At 36.2% G+C, this 19,199-nt stretch carries 19 protein-coding genes; all 19 read left to right on the plus strand.

The window, feature by feature from the left end:
• Positions 1-4 precede the first annotated feature (4 nt).
• A complete protein-coding gene (gene rsmH, locus ACQCPR_RS05995) occupies positions 5-955 on the plus strand; it encodes a 16S rRNA (cytosine(1402)-N(4))-methyltransferase RsmH (RefSeq protein ID WP_241596044.1) in 951 nt (316 codons plus the stop codon).
• Entirely contained in the window at positions 956-1,324 is a 369-nt protein-coding gene (gene ftsL, locus ACQCPR_RS06000; RefSeq protein WP_090562841.1) for a cell division protein FtsL, read from the plus strand. It begins immediately after the preceding gene.
• Positions 1,321-3,525 (plus strand): penicillin-binding transpeptidase domain-containing protein, encoded by a 2,205-nt coding sequence (locus ACQCPR_RS06005; RefSeq protein ID WP_427138499.1) that lies wholly within the window; start codon positions 1,321-1,323, stop codon positions 3,523-3,525. The genes ftsL and ACQCPR_RS06005 overlap by 4 nt, the downstream gene beginning before the upstream one ends.
• Positions 3,526-3,626: 101 nt before the next feature.
• On the plus strand, positions 3,627-5,495 hold the full coding sequence (locus ACQCPR_RS06010; protein ID WP_090563574.1) for a penicillin-binding transpeptidase domain-containing protein: 1,869 nt from the start codon (positions 3,627-3,629) through the stop codon (positions 5,493-5,495).
• 46 nt (positions 5,496-5,541) lie between these two features.
• Positions 5,542-6,513: a phospho-N-acetylmuramoyl-pentapeptide-transferase gene (gene mraY / locus ACQCPR_RS06015; RefSeq protein WP_427138500.1), complete on the plus strand. Its 972-nt coding sequence runs from the start codon at positions 5,542-5,544 to the stop codon at positions 6,511-6,513.
• 1 nt (position 6,514) lies between these two features.
• Positions 6,515-7,870, plus strand: coding sequence for a UDP-N-acetylmuramoyl-L-alanine--D-glutamate ligase (gene murD / locus ACQCPR_RS06020; protein ID WP_427138501.1), 1,356 nt, complete (start codon positions 6,515-6,517; stop codon positions 7,868-7,870).
• A gap of 37 nt (positions 7,871-7,907) precedes the next feature.
• Positions 7,908-8,981 carry an FtsW/RodA/SpoVE family cell cycle protein gene (locus ACQCPR_RS06025; protein WP_427138913.1) on the plus strand — a complete coding sequence of 358 codons (1,074 nt, stop codon included), beginning with the start codon at positions 7,908-7,910 and terminating at the stop codon, positions 8,979-8,981.
• A 1-nt stretch (position 8,982) separates the two neighbouring features.
• Entirely contained in the window at positions 8,983-9,780 is a 798-nt protein-coding gene (locus ACQCPR_RS06030) for a cell division protein FtsQ/DivIB (RefSeq protein WP_090562830.1), read from the plus strand.
• A complete protein-coding gene (locus tag ACQCPR_RS06035; protein WP_340879342.1) occupies positions 9,758-10,483 on the plus strand; it encodes a DUF881 domain-containing protein in 726 nt (241 codons plus the stop codon). The genes ACQCPR_RS06030 and ACQCPR_RS06035 overlap by 23 nt, the downstream gene beginning before the upstream one ends.
• Positions 10,484-10,501: 18 nt before the next feature.
• Positions 10,502-11,224: a DUF881 domain-containing protein gene (locus ACQCPR_RS06040; RefSeq protein ID WP_090562824.1), complete on the plus strand. Its 723-nt coding sequence runs from the start codon at positions 10,502-10,504 to the stop codon at positions 11,222-11,224.
• A gap of 1 nt (position 11,225) precedes the next feature.
• The gene (locus ACQCPR_RS06045) at positions 11,226-11,576 is read left to right on the plus strand and encodes a small basic family protein (RefSeq protein ID WP_090562821.1); all 351 of its coding nucleotides are present in this window, start codon (positions 11,226-11,228) and stop codon (positions 11,574-11,576) included.
• 100 nt (positions 11,577-11,676) lie between these two features.
• Complete coding sequence (gene ftsA, locus ACQCPR_RS06050) at positions 11,677-12,966, plus strand: cell division protein FtsA (protein WP_427138502.1); 1,290 nt, start codon at positions 11,677-11,679, stop codon at positions 12,964-12,966.
• Positions 12,967-13,008: 42 nt separating this feature from the next.
• Positions 13,009-14,163: a cell division protein FtsZ gene (ftsZ, locus tag ACQCPR_RS06055; protein WP_090562814.1), complete on the plus strand. Its 1,155-nt coding sequence runs from the start codon at positions 13,009-13,011 to the stop codon at positions 14,161-14,163.
• An 899-nt stretch (positions 14,164-15,062) separates the two neighbouring features.
• Entirely contained in the window at positions 15,063-15,905 is an 843-nt protein-coding gene (locus ACQCPR_RS06060; RefSeq protein WP_427138503.1) for a sigma-E processing peptidase SpoIIGA, read from the plus strand.
• On the plus strand, positions 15,905-16,612 hold the full coding sequence (gene sigE, locus ACQCPR_RS06065; RefSeq protein WP_090562808.1) for an RNA polymerase sporulation sigma factor SigE: 708 nt from the start codon (positions 15,905-15,907) through the stop codon (positions 16,610-16,612). Before ACQCPR_RS06060 ends, sigE begins: the two co-directional genes overlap by 1 nt.
• Before the next feature lie 89 nt (positions 16,613-16,701).
• On the plus strand, positions 16,702-17,481 hold the full coding sequence (sigG, locus tag ACQCPR_RS06070; protein WP_090562806.1) for an RNA polymerase sporulation sigma factor SigG: 780 nt from the start codon (positions 16,702-16,704) through the stop codon (positions 17,479-17,481).
• Positions 17,482-17,707: 226 nt separating this feature from the next.
• The gene (locus ACQCPR_RS06075) at positions 17,708-17,941 is read left to right on the plus strand and encodes a YlmC/YmxH family sporulation protein (RefSeq protein ID WP_090562803.1); all 234 of its coding nucleotides are present in this window, start codon (positions 17,708-17,710) and stop codon (positions 17,939-17,941) included.
• A gap of 80 nt (positions 17,942-18,021) precedes the next feature.
• The gene (locus tag ACQCPR_RS06080) at positions 18,022-18,714 is read left to right on the plus strand and encodes a YggS family pyridoxal phosphate-dependent enzyme (protein WP_090562800.1); all 693 of its coding nucleotides are present in this window, start codon (positions 18,022-18,024) and stop codon (positions 18,712-18,714) included.
• Positions 18,711-19,190: a cell division protein SepF gene (locus ACQCPR_RS06085; RefSeq protein WP_241596038.1), complete on the plus strand. Its 480-nt coding sequence runs from the start codon at positions 18,711-18,713 to the stop codon at positions 19,188-19,190. The genes ACQCPR_RS06080 and ACQCPR_RS06085 overlap by 4 nt, the downstream gene beginning before the upstream one ends.
• Positions 19,191-19,199 lie beyond the last annotated feature (9 nt).

The raw sequence follows: 19,199 nt of genomic DNA on the forward strand, positions 1-19,199 counted from the left end.
CAGCTTGTTTCATCACACAACCGTATTATTAAAAGAGACAGTAGATGGACTAGCTATTCGTCCTGATGGGATCTATGTGGATTGCACACTAGGCGGAGCTGGCCACAGTGAGTATTTAGTACAACAATTAAATGAAAAAGGTAGACTTATTTGCTTTGACCAAGATATGACGGCTATTGAAAATGCCAAGACAAAACTTGCACCGTTTTTAGATAAAGTTACTTTTGTCCATGCTAACTTTCGTTATTTAAAAGATGAACTTTACCAAATTGGTGTTGAAAAAGTCGATGGGATTTTGTATGACTTAGGAGTATCATCTCCACAATTAGATACTCCTGAGCGTGGATTCAGCTACAACTATGATGCACCCTTAGATATGCGTATGGATCAATCAAGTGAGTTAACTGCTTATCATGTAGTCAACGAATGGTCCTATGAAAAACTACTCAAAATATTTTTCCGTTACGGAGAAGAGAAGTTTTCCAAACAGATAGCGCGTAAAATTGAAAAGGCTAGAGAAATAGAGCCAATTGCTACTACATTCCAACTCGTAGAATTAATAAAAGAAGGCATACCGGCAGCTGCTAGAAGAACTGGAGGTCATCCTGCAAAGCGTATTTTCCAGGCAATCCGAATTGCAGTAAATGATGAATTAGGAGCGGCAGAAGACTCCCTTGAAGATGCTATTAAGCTTATCAAAGTAGGGGGAAGAGTAAGTGTTATTACTTTCCACTCTTTGGAAGACAGACTAACTAAAACAATTTTTAAGGAAGCATCTTCTATACCTGATTTACCTCCAAATTTACCAATGATTCCTGCAGGCATGGAGCCAATGTTAAAGCTGGTTACAAGGAAACCGATTGTCCCGTCGGAGGACGAATTAGCAGTAAATAATCGTTCCCGTTCAGCAAAGTTACGCATTGTGGAAAAATTAATCGAAAAGGGGAGTGTCTAAATGGCTATTCGTAAACATCAGTCACAAACATACATAACTCGGCCTTCTTACCCTGAACAACCACTTGTAAAGAAGCCGGCAAAACAACGTAATAAACTGATTTCTCGAGGAGAAAAAATCCTTTTTATTGGGTTATTAGCTATAGTTACCATTTTGTCTTTAATGATTATTCAAACTCAAACCGCTGTACGGGCAACAACTACCGATATTTCTCTACTTGAAAAGGAAATTGACTCTACTGTGAAAAAGAATACCGACTTGTCTATACAAGTAAATGAATTATCTACCTATGATCGCATTTGGAAAAAGGCGGAAGAGCTCGGTTTGAAACTGAATGAGCAAAACGTAAAGGTAGTGCCAGGACAATGAATAAGAAATTTCGTTTTCAATGGGGAGCCTTTCTAATGTTTTTACTATATGGAGGGCTCTTTTTTTTATTACTTAGTCGTTTTGTATTTATACAGTATACAGGCACAGCCGAAGGACAAGAATTATCAACAAAAGCAGAGAATAAATATAGTAGAGAACAAACTCTTCAAGCTAGTAGAGGTAAAATAATTGATCGTAATGGTGAAATTATTGCGCAGGATACACTTAGCTATAAAATGATTGCTGTGATTAGTCCAAGTGCCTCTAATAATAGTAGTGTACAAAGACATGTTACTGATACGGCAAAGACTGCTAAAGTATTATCGAATTATATAGATATGACAGAACAAGAGATTATTAGTTTACTAGATAAAAATATAAAAGCTGAGAAATATCAAGTGGAGTTCGGAAAAGCCGGTAGAGATATTAACAATCAATTAATGGAAGAGATTAAAAGTAACAAACTACCTGGAATAATTTTTATCGAGGATTTGAAAAGATTATATCCTAATGGCCAATTTGCTTCCCATTTAATAGGTTTCGCTCTAAAAGAAGAGAAAGAAGATGGGACAGCTGAACCTGTTGGGAAAATGGGTCTTGAATATATTTATGATGAAGAGTTAACTGGCACTCCGGGTAAAGTCGAATTCAAAAGTGATACTAAAGGTTTTTTACTCCCGAATGCTGAGAAAATGGTAACAAAGGCACAGGATGGTTTGGATATCCAGCTCACACTAGATAAGACTATTCAGAACTTTTTAGAAGAATCTATGAATAAAGTGCAAGAAAAATATGAACCAGAAAAGATTACGGCAGTTGTTGCAGATCCGAAAACTGGGAAGATATTAGCAATGTCCCAGCGACCTACCTTTGAACCGAATACAAGAGAAGGATTATCGACTAACTGGTTAAATGAAGTAACAGAGCAGACAATTGAACCAGGATCTACCTTCAAAGTATTCACACTAGCCTCTGCAATTGAAGAGGGGGTATGGGCACCTAATGCCAGGTTTAAATCTGGATCCTATACGATTTACGATAGAACAATTCGTGATCATAACGTAGTAGGGTGGGGTAATATAACGTATTTAGAAGGTTTCCAACGTTCATCCAACGTATCAATGGCTTACTTACTGAACCAAATAGGAGAGGAAACATTCAATGAATACATTAAACTCTTCGGATTTGGACAGAAGACGGGAATTGACCTCCCCAATGAAGCTTCTGGAATTATAGCAGATTCTGGACCAGTTGAACGAATTACTACAACATTTGGTCAGGGGACAACTGTTACACCTATACAAATGGTCCAGGGTATGACTGCAATAGCAAATGAAGGTAAAATGATGCAACCCTATATTATTGAGCAAATTGTCAATCCTAATACAAATGAAGTAGTGGAGAATCATAAACCAACTGAAAAAAAATCTCCAATTTCTAAAGAGACTGCACAGCAGGTAAAAGAAATACTGGAAAGCACTATAACATCAGAAATAGGTACTGCTAAGAAATTCAAGTTAAATGGATATACATCAGCTGGAAAAACTGGAACTGCTCAAATAGCAAAACCTGGTGGTGGTTACTATTGGGGAAGAAATGATTTCCTATATTCTTTCATAGGGATGGCTCCAGTTGAGGACCCGGAGTTAATCGTATATATCATGGTTCATCGACCTAATTTGGAGCCAACTGAATCAGGTTCCGAAACGACATCTGAAATTTTCAACTCGGTAACAGAAAGAAGTTTGAAATATTTAAATATCGAGCCGGAGAACACGGAACTTGCAAAACCAATTAAAATGCCTAATGTAATTGGAGAAAATATAATTGAGAGTCAAAGTAAACTTGAAGCAGAGGGTTTAAAAACAGTAGTTATCGGTCAGTCGGATAAGGTGGAAGAACAGTATCCTATGGCTAATGCATCCACTATTTCAAATAGCACAGTCTTTATAAAGGGACAGGGAGACATTCAATTACCAAACTTTAAGGGTTGGTCAAAAAGAAATATAATGTTATATAAATCATTATCAAAATTACCTATTGAAATTGTTGGAGAAGGGTTTGTAACAGAACAGAGTTTGACTGGAGGATCGATCGTAACGGCTGACACTCCCATAGTCGTAAAACTTGCCACTCCTGATGAAGTAACGAATATGGAGACAAGCAAAGAAGAATCACTTACAGATTTACCTCAGGACTAAAAGAGGGATAGAATAGTTAGAGTCATTTTCTCATAAGTTATCTAAAACGGACTAAAGGGGAATTGGCAATTTCAAAATTAAAACAAATTGTACGTCTACGCATGATTTGGATTATGATTATTTTTTTATTCTTATTGGTACTGTTCAAGTTAGTTCAACTTCAATTTTTTCAGTTTGATGAACTTACGACGAAAGCGAAAGAAAGCTGGGATAGAGAACTACCTTACGCATCGCTGCGTGGGAATATTTTGGATCGTAATGGTGAAGTAATTGTTGGCAATAAGCTTTCACCTACCTTGTTTTATATGCCATCTCAAAATGATGATCCAGAACAAGTAGCTGATGAAATTGGTCCTTTAATTGGCATGGACAAAGGTGAGCTTTTAGAGCAAATAAACAAAAGAAGCTACTTGGTAAAGATTGCACCAAAAGGAAAAAATATTTCAAGTGAACTTGCAATGGACATACAAGATAAGAATATTAAAGGATTGTATGCAGGAGTAGATTATATAAGAGACTATCCTTATGGTAATATGTTATCTAGATTAGTAGGATTCACTGGATATGATGCACAAGGGCTTGCTGGAATCGAATATCAATATGATTCTATTTTAAAAGGCGAGTCTTCAGCAGTGCGAATGTTTACCGACGCCAAGGGAGTACCGCTTCCTCATGTGGATGATGGTTGGAAAAATGGAGTAAAAGGTAATCATGTTCAGCTTACCGTGGATTTAGATATTCAGAAAGTAGTTGAACGTGAACTTACTCAAGCTATGCAAAAGTATGAGGCGACTCAAGCGATTGCAATCGTCATGAATCCGAAAAACGGTGAAATATTAGCCCTTGCTTCTGCTCCTAATTTCGATCCATCTTCATATCAAGAGGTGGACTCAACCATTTATAACAGAAACTTACCAGTCTGGATGACTTTTGAACCTGGTTCAACTTTTAAGATTATTACATTAAGTGCCGCATTAGAAGAGAAAGTAGTAGACTTAGAGGAAGATCATTTCCATGATATCGGGTATACAATGGTCGAGGGAGCGAGACTCCGTTGTTGGAAACGTGAAGGACATGGAGATCAAACATTCCTAGAGGTTGTTGAAAATTCTTGTAACCCTGGTTTTATTGAACTAGGGAATAGAGTAGGTGCAGAGAAACTGTCGGAGTACATACGCAACTTTGGCTTTGGTGAATCTACAGGATCAGGGATGGCTGGGGAATCAACGGGTATTCTATTTAGTAAAGAGAACTTTGGACCAGTTGAACATGCTACAACATCCTTTGGTCAAGGTATATCTGTTACACCTATCCAACAAGTTCAAGCTGTAGCCGCAGCAGTTAATGGTGGATATCTGTATAAACCATTTATTGTGAAAAATACAATTGATGGGGAAACAAACGAAATATTATCAAGTAGTGAGCCAGAGATGAAGCGTCAAGTTATTAGTGAGGAAACTTCAGCCATTGTACGAGATGCTTTGGAACACGTTGTTGCGGAAGGATCAGGTAGAAACGCGTATCGCGACCAACTTCGTATTGGTGGTAAAACAGGAACAGCACAAAAAGTTCAAGACGGGCGGTATATGGAAGGGGAATACATTGTTTCCTTTATAGGATTTGCACCTGCTGATAATCCTGAGCTTATTGTATATGTGGCAATTGATAACCCAAAACATAGCACTCAATTTGGTGGAGTCATTGCAGCACCAATTGTAGGTCAAATTTTGGAAGATTCAATGAAGACTAAGGGTAGTGGCACCCAACTGGAAAAAGAGTATAGATGGGGAGATGTGGAACAAGTCCGTACACCAAACCTAGTAGGAACGAAAAGGAAAGAAATTACGTCCTATATGTATCCATTTACTATTGTTTGGCATGGTGAGGGAGACGAAATAATATCTCAGCTACCAAAAGAAAATGGGCTCATCCCATTAGATGGAACAATACATGTCTACACAAATAAATAAAACAGTACATTCATTATTAGTTGATCGTATTTAAGGAGATTTTTTCATGACATTGTCTACAACGGTTATTACACTTATTGTTAGTTTTTTTATCACTATTATTCTTGCTCCAATAGTTATTCCGTATTTAAGAAGAATGAAATTTGGTCAAAGTATAAGAGAAGAAGGCCCACAGTCGCACCATAAAAAGGCGGGTACTCCTACAATGGGAGGACTTATCTTCTTAGCATCTATTATTATTTCTACACTTGCTCTTTCATTTTATTTTGATCAGTTAACGACTCAGTCAATTGTATTATTAGTTATCCTGGTAGGATTCGGTGTAATTGGGTTTTTAGATGACTTTATAAAAGTAGTATTGAAGAGAAATCTGGGTTTAACTTCTATTCAGAAACTAATTGGTCAGATTCTTATTGCGGTAATTGCGTATTTCTTACTAAAGCAAGGTCCGTTTGATACAACCATTGAAATACCATTTACACAAATGGAACTAGCTTTAGGACAATTGTATATTGCGTTCCTAATATTTTGGTTAGTAGGGTTTTCAAATGCTGTCAATTTAACAGATGGCTTAGATGGTTTAGTAGCAGGAACTGCAACGGTTGCTTTTGCGACATTTGGTGTTCTAGCACTTGCTTATGAACAAACAGATATAGCTATATTCACATTCAGTGTTTCGGGTTCACTTTTAGGGTTTTTATTATTCAACAAAAATCCAGCAAAAGTGTTTATGGGAGATACGGGTTCTCTAGCATTAGGTGGCGCACTAGCAATGGTATCCATTCTAGTTAAACATGAATTGTTATTACTACTAGTCGGTATTATTTTTGTAATTGAAACATTGTCCGTAATTTTGCAGGTAATTAGCTTTAAAACAACCGGAAAACGTATATTTAAAATGAGCCCAATTCATCATCATTTTGAATTATCAGGTTGGAATGAACGTAAAATAGTTACCGTTTTTTGGGCAATAGGTTTTATAGCTGCAATGATTGTAGTCTGCTTGGAGGTTTTGTAATATGAAGAAATTACCAATTGTATTTCATAAAAAAATACTCGTTTTAGGATTGGCGAAAAGTGGTACTGCTGCTGCAGAAATTCTTCATGATTTAGGAGCTTTTGTTACCGTAAATGATTCAAAGCCATTTGAGCAAAACGAAAACGCTCAGTATTTGTTGTCCAAAGGGCTTACAGTTATTTGCGGAAGTCATCCGGAAGATCTTTTAGACGAAGGGTTTAGTCTTATCGTCAAGAATCCTGGGATACCTTATACCAATCCAGTCGTTGCAGAGGCAAATAAAAGAGGTATTCCAGTATGGACAGAGGTAGAACTAGCGTATCGTATTAGCGAAGCTCCTATGATAGGAATTACAGGGTCAAATGGGAAGACAACAACAACAACATTAATATTTGAAATGCTTGCAACTGCCAATAAAAAGCCAAAAATAGCTGGAAATATTGGGACGGTGGCAACTAGTGTTGCAAAAGAAGCAACAGAAGACAATATTATCGTCACTGAATTATCTTCGTTCCAACTAATGGGTACAGAAGACTTAAAGCCTAAAGTTTCCGTATTGCTTAACTTGTATGAGGCACATCTAGATTATCATAGGGATTTTCAAGAATACACAGATGCTAAATTTAAAATTACCCAAAAACAAGATGCTAGCGATTGGCTAGTTTTTAATGGGGAGCAGCAAATTGTAAAAGATTATGCCCAAAAAAGTAATGCATCCAAAATACCTTTCTATGTAAGTGGTAAAACAAAGGATGGTATTAGTGCGGATGATTTATATGTTTACTGGAACGGTGAACAATTATTTAATAGATCAATCATCGCGCTACGAGGTAAACATAATTTAGAAAATGCATTAGCAGCTACTGCTACTGCACTTATGATGAATTGCTCTGTGGAAGCTATTATGCAAGTATTGTCGACGTTCCATGGGGTTAAGCATCGCACACAGTTTATCAGGGAGTGGAAGGGACGTAAATTCTATAATGACTCAAAAGCTACCAATGCACTTGCTACTAAAAGTGCATTGGAAGGATTTACGGAGCCGGTTATATTAATAGCAGGTGGTGTGGACCGTGGACATTCATTTGATGAATTAATACCATACTTACATCGTGTGAAAGCATTAGTCCATTACGGAGCAACTAAAGACAGACTACAAAAGTTTGGAGAAGCACAGAGAATACCTTCTGTAGTTAGTGTTCAAACATTAGGTGAAGCATTTGAAATGGTAACTGAGTTGTCATCGGAAGGGGATATTATATTATTATCTCCCGCTTGTGCAAGTTGGGACCAATATGAAAGCTTTGAGATACGTGGCGAAGAATTTATCAATCGAGTTATTTCTCTAGAAGAGTAATGAAAGGATGACCTAAACGAAAGATACAAGAAAATTTATTTTCCTATCTTCTGTACTGTTTTTATCCATTATAGGTATATTATTTGTTCATTCAGCAGGTTCCTATTGGAGCGAAGTCCATTATAAAGGACAAATGCCTTTTGCGTTAAAACAAGCTGCATATTTAGTTGTAGGGATCTTTGGAGCCTTTATTATTCAAAAATCGAGTTTCATAAGGTCGAATGGATTTTGGAAAGGTTTATATATAGTTGCAATTGTTTTGCTAATCGGCGTTTTGATTCCAGGCATTGGAGTTGTTCGAAATGGATCTCAAAGCTGGATTTCACTTGGTTTTATGAACTTTCAGCCAGCTGAGTTAGCTAAAATAGCTGTTTTAGGAGTTTTGGCAAGCTCCCTTGCAAATGAAAAAAATTCTAGGATGAAAATGTATATTCAAAGTGCGGTCCTGTTATTATTACCAATTGGTTTTATCATGGTACAACCAGACTTTGGTTCTGCATTTGTCTTGGTTGTTGCTGTATTCTTTTTATTGTTCGCAGCAGGTCTTCCGTTTAAGTTCTTCCTCTGGATAGGCTTGAGTGGAATTGTTGCTTTTGTGTTATTAATCGTTTCAGCACCATACAGACTTGTACGAATTCAAGCTTTTTTAGACCCTTGGAACGATCCTTTGGGATCTGGGTTTCAAGCTATACAATCATTGCTTGCAATAGGTCCTGCTGGATTATTCGGGTTTGGTTATGGAAATAGCCGCCAGAAGTTTTTATATTTGCCGGAACCTCAAAATGATTTTATCTTTTCTATTCTATTAGAAGAGGCAGGTTTCATCGGGGGATTCATCATCGTACTTGCCTTTGTGACTTTCTTTACGACTAGTTTCACAATGGCTGCACGTGCAAAAACACGTGAACGCCAGCTGATGATTATCGGATTTACTTCCCTGTTGGCAGTACAAACATTTTTAAATATGGGGGTAGTTACTGGACTGTTACCAGTGACAGGAGTGACTTTACCATTCATCAGTTATGGGGGATCGTCATTAGTGATGACATGGGGGATTATTGGAATTATTTTAAATTTAGCCAAAGAAACTGATAAAGAAGGGGGGCGGTAGAATGGAAAAAATTATTGATATTGAAGATCGTATACCTACACTAAAAGAGCGAAGAAGACGTAGAACAAACAAAAAATTTTCCATTCTACTTTTTCTCTTTGTAACTACTTTGTTGATTGTTTTATATTTCCAATCATCTTATAGTCAAATTCAAACAATCTCATTAGATGGTGCAAAACTAGTTCCAGAGCAATTGTACATAGAAGAAAGTACATTGGTTACTGGTGAATCGATGTGGAGTTTTAATGAAAGTAAAATAGAAAATCTATTGGCAGGGAATGCCTGGGTAGAATCAGTGCATGTCCAGCGGAAGTGGTTAACATCCGTTCATATACAGGTTAATGAGTTTAATCAAATAGGATACCTTGAGGAAGGCGATTTTCTTCATATTATTTTAGAAAATGGGCAGATTATTAAAACAGATGGACAAGTTATTCCTAAGGATGGTCCCATATTTACTGGGTTTGAAGATGAGAAAATTCGTCAAAGAATGATTAAAGAGTTAAAGCTCTTAGACAGTGAAGTGTTAACGGGTATTTCACAGATTAAATATACACCAACCGAAAACGATGCCTATTCTATTCAAGTGTATATGAATGATGGCAATGAGGTTCAAGCAATCATTCCATCATTTGGAGAGAAAATGAATTACTACCCGTCTATTGTTTCTCAACTGAATCCAGAAGTGAAAGGGATTGTAGATTTAGAAGTAGGAACATTTTTTCAACCATATGTAGATGTGTACAATGTACCAGAAAAGGAGGAGGTTGTGGAAAATGAGGAAGACCAAACTCCTTAAAGTACCGTCTAGGGGACTTATTACTATATCGATGGTAAGTTTAGTGTTAGGATTTATACTTGCATATTCGTATAGCATCTCCTCAGATGACACAGATGAAAACGCTTCAGATGTCTCGGGGTTCCAACAACAAGAAAAATATAGAGAAAAATTAGTAGAACAAAAAGAACGAAATAAAGAACTAACGGAAGAAATTATCGTAAAGCAGCAAAAAGTTCGGGATTATGAACAATCTTTTGTAGAGAGTGAAGAAAGTGTGGAAGAGCTAGTTGAGGAAGCAGAATTACTTCGATTATTAATTGGTGATATTCCATCACAAGGAAAAGGAATTACTGTTTCGTTGGAAGACGGGGCATATAATCCTTCTCAAGAAAACCCAAATGATTACATTGTACATGAGAGTCATGTTTTTAAAGTGATCAATGAATTAAAAATATCAGGTGCAGAGGCTATATCTATTAATGGTCAGCGGCTTCACGCAAACTCCTATATACGATGTACTGGCCCTGTAATTGTGGTTGATGGGAAAACCTTTCCTGCTCCATTCACAATAGAAGCAGTAGGAGATCCCAAAGTTTTATTCGCCTCCGTAAACTTAGGTGGAGGCGTTGTAGATCAACTTACTAGTGATAATATAGTGGTAACCGTCGGAGAAAAAGATTTAATAACTATGCCTGCTTTAAGGGATGATGATTATAGCTAACGAAAAGGAGGCCGAATAATGAAAAAAACCGTCTATATTCGGTTCACCATAATTTTGTTAATAGTGGGTTTTATGTTAGCAGTACAATATAACACCGTTCAAAATCCAGAAACTAGAGACACACGAGACATATGGGCTATTCGTCAAGAGCTGTCCAAAGAAACTGAAACACACTCAGAGTTACTATCTGAAGTTTATATGTTAGATCAGACAATCCTTAAATATGGGAATATGGTGAGTGAAAGTGCTGCGTTTGCTTTAGAGGATACAGTGGTGCAACTAAAGGAAGATATTGGTCTAGTAGATTATACTGGTCCAGGGCTTACTATTAAAGTAGAGCCATCACTAGAAAGCATTGCACTTGGACAACCTGTAGAAGGTATTTCACCAGACCTACTTATTCGTCTAATCAATGAAATCAATCGTTTTAAAGCTAAAGATATTGAAGTTGACGGTAAACGTATAATATATTCTTCACCAATAAGAGATGTAAATGGTAAAACTACAGTGAATAATATACCTGTAAGAAATGCTCCATTTATGATCAGAATTGGAACTTCTACCTATGATGAGGCACAAAAAATGTACAATCAGTTAGAGGCTTCTACAATCGGTGACGACTTCTATATCGATAATTTAAAACTTAAGATTGGTGAGCCAGAGCAGATTATCAGTATTTCAGCTTATGACCAGCCAGTGAACAATCATTTCTTAAAAGAAGTACCAGAAGGGGAGTCATGAAATGTGGTTGCCATTATTAGGACTGATACTTGGGATTTCCCTCGGTTTATTAACTGAAATGCAGGTTCCAGAAATATATGAAAGCTATTTATCAATAGCAGTATTGGCTGCACTTGATACTTTATTTGGTGGAATACGTGCCCATCTTCAGCATGTTTATGATGATAAAGTATTTGTTTCAGGATTTTTCTTCAACATTGCTCTTGCTGCAGCTCTAGCATTTTTAGGAGTCCACTTAGGGATAGATTTATACTTGGCTGCAATTTTTGCGTTTGGAGTACGATTATTTCAAAATATAGCAGTTATTCGTCGAATAATGTTAACTAAATGGTCGGAAAGAAAAAATCAATAAGGTTTTATATAGTAATTGACTATTTCTTTAGAAAATTTTAGACTTTATACTATTTTTACACTAGAATAATAAATAAAGAGTTTACAGGAGGTGCCACGGGTTGAATCAATCAGAATTATACGTATCACTAGATATTGGGTCGTCATCAATCAAGGTCTTAATCGGCGAAATGAATGATGACTCGCTGCATGTAATAGGTGTAGGAAATGTAAAATCAAATGGAATAAGAAAAGGCACCATTGTGGATATAGATGCAACCGTACAATCTATAAAAAAAGCTGTTAATGAAGCCGAAAGAATGATTGGTATGTCTATTAATGAAATAGTATTAGGCATCCCAGCAAATATGGCGAATATTCAAAATGTTAAAGGAGTAGTCGCTGTTAATCGTGAGGATAGAGAAATTACGGATGGTGACTTAGAACGTGTGATTGAGTCTGCTCAAGTAATGTCTATTCCTCCTGAGAGAGAGCTTATTAATATAGCGCCAAAACAGTTTATCGTCGATCACTTAGAGGAAATTAAAGATCCAAGAGGGATGATTGGCACCCGCCTTGAATTAGACGGTATTATGATGACTACATCCAAAACAATTTTACATAACGTGTTAAGATGTGTGGAAAGAGCTGGTCTCCAAATAAGGGAGATTTATTTGCAACCTTTAGCTGGTGGCCATTTTGCATTAACTGAAGATGAAAAAAATCATGGCACTGCTTATATTGAAATAGGCGGGGGTTCCACAACGATTGCCATTTTTAATGAAGGACATTTAATTAATACTTCAGTTATTCCGGTAGGTGGAGATCATATTACAAAAGATTTATCTATTGTACTGAAAACACCAACCGAACAAGCAGAAATGATTAAACTAAAATATGGACATGCATTCTATGATGATGCTTCGGATGATGAATTATTTGAAGTACCTGTAATAGGAGCTGATATGAAGGAACAATACTCGCAACGTTATATTGCTGAAATCATCGGAGTTCGACTTGAAGAGCTATTTGAACTAGTTCTGGAAGAATTCTATCGACTTGGTTTACAAGACTTACCAGGAGGAGTAGTGATTACTGGCGGAGTTTCTAAACTGGAAGGTTTAGGTCAGTTGGCAAGACATATACTCCAAACAAGAGTAAGACTATATACTCCAGATTATATTGGGGTTCGTGAGCCACAATATACGACTGCAGTTGGTCTTATAAGATATGCCTATAAAGAAGATCTTTTCTATGGTAAAATTGGTAGTAGCTATGCATTAGCGCATTCGGTTCCAAATGACACAGTTGCGGTGTCTAAAAAACAAAAACAAACTGCGCAAACAACCAATGAACACAAAGATAGCGCAATGACAAAAGCAAAAAGATTTTTTGACAAGTTTTTCGAATAACAAACCCTTTATCATAGCAGAGAGAGCATAGGAGGCAATAGCATGTTAGAATTTGAAACAAATGAAGATCAATTAGCGATCATTAAAGTTATTGGAGTAGGTGGTGGCGGTAACAACGCTGTAAATCGAATGATTGAACACGGTGTTCAAGGAGTAGATTTTATTGCTGTTAATACAGATGCACAAGCTCTCAATATGTCAAAAGCCGAAGTAAAACTACAAATTGGTGGAAAACTAACTCGCGGTCTTGGTGCAGGAGCGAATCCTGAGGTAGGGAAAAAAGCTGCGGAAGAAAGTAAAGAACTGATAGAAGAAGCTTTAAGAGGCGCAGATATGGTATTTGTCACAGCAGGTATGGGTGGCGGTACAGGTACTGGAGCAGCACCAGTCATTGCTCAAATTGCACGTGATTTAGGGGCATTAACAGTTGGTGTAGTAACACGTCCATTTACTTTTGAAGGTCGTAAACGTTCTACACAAGCAGTTGGTGGTATTAGCATGATGAAAGAGTCAGTTGATACGTTAATCGTCATTCCAAATGACCGTTTGTTAGAAATCGTAGATAAAAACACACCAATGCTTGAAGCTTTCAGAGAAGCGGATAATGTACTACGTCAAGGGGTTCAAGGTATTTCTGATTTGATCGCAGTACCTGGTCTTATCAATCTTGACTTTGCAGATGTTAAAACAATTATGTCAAACAAAGGTGCAGCACTTATGGGTATCGGTATTTCTGCAGGAGAAAATCGTGCTGCAGAAGCTGCGAAAAAGGCTATTTCAAGTCCACTTCTTGAAACATCAATTGATGGAGCAACTGGTGTCTTGATGAATATTACTGGTGGTTCAAACTTAAGTCTGTTTGAAGTTCAAGAAGCGGCTGATATTGTTGCCTCTGCTTCAGATGAAGAAGTTAATATGATATTCGGTTCGGTTATTAATGATAACTTGAAAGATGAAATAGTTGTTACGGTAATTGCAACTGGATTCAACGAAGAACTTATCACACAAAAACAACCTCGAAGCACAGGTTTCGGCGGCAGCAGAACGCCACAACCATCTGTAGCACCAATTCGTGAACAGCGTAAAGAAGAAGTGCAACAACAAGCACCTCAACAAGATCGACATGTATCTCATAACCAACAAGAGGATGCATTAGATATCCCAACTTTCTTAAGAAATCGTCAACGTAGAAACTAATATAAAGACTAAAGCAATCACTTCGGTGGTTGCTTTTTTTGAATAAAGTATATAAAAATGCTAAGTTCCTGATAATGAAGCTATGAATAGTAATGCTATAATTTCCCGTGTTAGAAGGACTCCTTATAAATTAATTAATATCAAGATTTTATATATATATGATGAATATGTAGGAATATTTCAGTCGAAACAGTGAATAGAAACACCTATTAGTAGTATGGTTCTACATGTTTTGGTTGAAAATTTTGTAAAAGTTTTCCACTACGCAAGTAAAAGATAATAGTCCGCAAGTAAATATAGACTTAGAGCAAGTAAAACTTTAAGACCGCAAGTAAGCCACTGATGGGAGCAAGTAAACAATAGGTGAGAGCAAGTAAAGAAATATTAAGATCAAATCCTGCATATAAGGATATTTTTGATTCCGGAGCTAAAAATAAGTTTTTGGTAATTTGAGTGGTATAGAATACAACAATTACATACAGAGCGGTTAGATTTGTGTTATCAAGCATTCAAAAAAGGCATTTCTTATATATTTCTTCACTAGTAAAAAGTATATGACAATAAATAGCCGGTATTTGCCTTATAGATTAACGTTAGAGCTCCCGAAATTTTATCTTCGGGAGCTTCCTCTTTGAATTGGAGAGTATCTTATCTCTAGTTATCCCAAAAAGCACTAACCTGTTTCTAGAAGGTATAAGGGTGACGGAGAGACAAATGCCATAAAACTGCTGAGAAAACAGAGGCTGATGGTGACGTTCAGTCACCACCAGCCTAATTGGCATCTTTTTTTGTATTTTTTAACTCTTATTATTTGTCGTAAAAAAAGAACGTTTTTGAACGGTCTTTTGACAAATTTCTTAAACTTTAGATGCTAAGCTTTAGTCAAAAGGAGGGAAACTATGTATGCGGAAGTAATGATTGTAACCAATACTTTTTTCAATTATACCGTTTTGGCATTTGCCAATAAAATTGGGTGGATTGAAAATCAGAAAAGGTATTTATTCCTATCTGCTCTAACGGCTGGAGTAATCACAGTTGTTTTCTCTCATTCTATGAGTACAATATTTTTATCTTTTTTTGTAATGATTGCGATTGCTTTTTGGAAAAAACGTTCGCAAATAGGAAAAGCAATTATTTTAACGTTACTGACTAGCGTTTTTGCTGGCGGTTTACTTACAGCTATTGCTCCTTTGTATGACAATAGTAGTAATTTGTTTATGATTATGAACTTTGCGTTGATTGCAACAGGTGGTCTATATTTGTTGACCAAACATGTCCTTCATCTGAATATTACTCAAGGAGAAAGAGAGCTTCTATATTCATCTAACGTTTCGTTATTTGGTGTTTCTAAGGAGCTGACACTTTTTATAGACTCAGGAAATGTGTGTACGGAACCGTTATCTAATGATCCTGTCCACTTTGTGGCAGCTGAAATGTTGCAGGAAATTCTGCCACATGCGTTATATGAAGCTATTAGTAATTGGGAGTTTGATGGAAGAACCGGATTGGACAAGATTTCAAAAGAATATGCAAGTAAATTAAGATTAATTCCAATTGCAACGATTCAAAAGCATAAAACATGGGTTGTTGGTATTAAGTATGATCACTGGATGATTGGAGATCAGGCATTACCTAAAGGTTATATTGTTATGACGAAAGCAAGAGAAAAGTTTCCACATGGGGCGGATGGGATATTACATAGTTCCTCATATTTTCATTTGAAAAAAAGGAGTGTAGGATAATGCTGATGAATTGGTTGCGTAAGATTTACTATTGGGTACTTTCCTTTAGAAGAAAAAGTGTACATTATATTGGTGGCAATGAATCATTACCAAAACCATTATCGAGAGAAGAAGAACGAGAGATGCTACTGGCGTTTATGGATGGCGATGAACATGCTAGAGATGTATTAATTGAACGAAACTTAAGATTAGTTGTTTACATTGCGAGAAGATTTGATCAGACAAATACTAATATAGAAGACCTTATTAGTATAGGTTCAATCGGACTTATTAAGGCTGTAGAGACGTTTAATCTAGAAAAAGGTATCAAGCTCGCAACTTACGCATCAAGATGTATAGAGAACGAAATTTTAATGCATTTACGTAAGACAAATCGTATGAAGTCAGAAGTATCTTTTGATGAACCTTTAAATTCTGATTCTGACGGGAATGAACTATTACTATCAGATATTTTAGGTACTAGCGAGGATTTAATCATTGAAGATGTGGAGAAAAAACTAGAGCGTCAACATGTATTTGAAGCAATAAATTTACTTGGAAATAGGGAGAAGTACATTATGCAATGTCGGTTCGGTTTAAATGGTAAAGAAGAAATGACTCAAAAAGAAGTAGCTGATCATTTAGGTATTTCGCAATCATATATATCACGTTTAGAAAAAAAAATCATTTTAGATTTAAAGGAGCTGTTAAACGAACCAATTGCCTAATGGGTGAAATTGGATAGAAACGTATAGAATAATCTTTTCTTTCCCGGACAAACTGACTTAGAACAATTAAAAAGTCCGGAGGAAGATCTATGACGAGAACAAAAGTTGAATTATGCGGCATTGATACATCTAAGCTTCCTTTACTTAAGCATGAAGAAATGAAAGAATTGTTTATCCGTTTACAATCTGGTGAAGAATCTGTTAAAGATGAACTGGTAATGTGTAATTTAAGGCTAGTTTTAAGCCTAGTTCAAAGGTTTGCTTACCGAGGAGAGCAAGCAGATGATTTGTTTCAAGTTGGTTGTATTGGGCTCATCAAATCAATTGAGAATTTCGATTTAAAGCATAACGTCCGTTTTTCTACGTATGCAGTTCCTATGATTATTGGAGAAATAAAAAGACATTTACGTGATCATCATTCAGTACGAGTATCAAGATCGTTAAGAGATATTGCATATAAAGCTATGAAAGCAAAGGAACAGTTTATCAACGAACATTTACAAGAACCAACCTTGGATGACTTATCAAAAGAGTTAGATATTTCAGTGGAGGATATATTAATTGCTTTAGATGCTATTCAAGATCCTGTATCTTTACAAGAACCAATATTCAGTGATGGTGGAGACGCTATTTATATGATGGACCAATTATGCGATAATGATGTATCCGAAGATCAATGGGTAACTTATTTTACTGTGAAGGATAGTTTTCAGAAGCTAGATACAAGACAAAAGAAAATATTAACGAAGAGAATTTACTATGGAGCTACACAAACTGAAATAGCGATGGACTTAGGTTTATCGCAGGCACAAATTTCACGATTAGAGAAAAGTGCCTTATCAACTATTCAAAGCCAATTGAATCCATAAGTTATTTAGCAAAAACGCTTTTTCTTTTTTTTCGAAGAAGCGTTTTTCTGTTGTTATAAATTTCTTAAGAACAACAAGTTAGCTCCTGTGATTTGGGTGGAGCATAATCGTAGTTACTTTTGGTCCGGCAGAAAACACTTTTTAAAAATCAATCTGGATTTTTTTCTTTTTTGAAAAAAAGCGTTTTTTTCATTTTCATTCATATAATGAATAAAGGGGGTTAATGATGAAATTTTCAGATGCGCAGCAAAAAGAAGTAATAGAAGCAAAGAGTGGGCAATTACTCGGCTATATTGTAGATGCAGAAATTGATAAAGAAACTGGTTATATTATTTCATTTTTAGTAGAAGAAAATGGAGCGTATCCAACTTTTTTTAATAAAAAAAGAGACACAAAGAAAATAGCCGTACAAAATATAGCGATAATTGGAAAAGATGTTATAATTGTATCAAAAACATAGACTTACAATGTTCATCATTGATAAAACGGCTTTTCATTGATACAATAAACAAAAACAATTGATGAAAAGTTGGGTTTCGAATGACAAACGTACAACAAAACTTAGAACAAATTCAACAGCGTATGCAAAATGCATGCGACCGAGGTAATAGAAAGATAGAAGATATTACATTAATAGCAGTAACAAAAGAAGTTTCAGTTAGTCGAACAAACGAGGTAATAGAAAATGGTATACGGCATTTGGGAGAAAATCGACCAGAGGGTTTACAGAAAAAGTTAGATGCCATTTCTAATGATGTTGGGTGGCATTACATAGGTTCATTGCAAACAAGAAAAGTTAAATCAGTTATTAACCATATAAATTTCCTGCATTCATTAGACCGGATGAGTTTAGCGGATGAAATTGAGAAAAGAGCTACCTCCACAAAGGATTGTTTTGTACAAGTAAACGTATCCCAAGAAGAGTCAAAACATGGGCTTGCTTTTGAAGAAGTGGAAGCATTTGTAGATCAGCTTAAAAACCATAAACGTATTCGCATTATTGGATTGATGACAATGGCACCTAATACGGAAGATGACACAATCATTCGAAATGTTTTCCGCAGATTGAAACAACTCCAAAGTAAAATTGCAGCTAAACAAATAGCAGGCGCCCCATGTACAGAACTTTCCATGGGAATGTCTGGAGATTATGAAATAGCAATAGAAGAAGGTGCAACATTTATTAGAGTCGGAACAGCATTGGTTGGAAAAGAGAGGGAGGGAATGGTATGAGCATGAAAAACTGGATGAAAAATTTCTTCTACTTAGATGAAGATGAGGAAGCATCAGAAGCGCAGCAACCAAGACCTCAACAGCAAAAAACAGTTGATAATAATATAAAACAACAGACTGTAAAGTCTGCTCCTAAAGAACGTAAATTCAATACGATTCCAAAGGATATGAACACTCCTAATCTCGTTAGTATTCAAAATGTCCAAAAGTCTTCAAAAGTAATATTGATAGAGCCGAGAGTATACGCAGAAGCACAAGATATATCTGAACACTTAAAAAGTAAAAAGGCTGTGATTGTAAATTTGCAACGTATTGATAAGGAGCAGGGAATTCGAATAATCGACTTTTTAAGTGGGACAGTGTACGCTTTAGGTGGAGACATACAAAGAATAGGTACGGATATATTCCTTTGTGCACCAGATTCTGTTGAAGTCGATGGTGCAATATCGGATTATTACTATAATGACTTAGATTAACAGAGGAGT

Origin of the sequence: Psychrobacillus psychrodurans, assembly GCF_050209195.1 — a bacterium.
Taxonomy (GTDB): Bacteria; Bacillota; Bacilli; order Bacillales_A; family Planococcaceae; genus Psychrobacillus; species Psychrobacillus psychrodurans.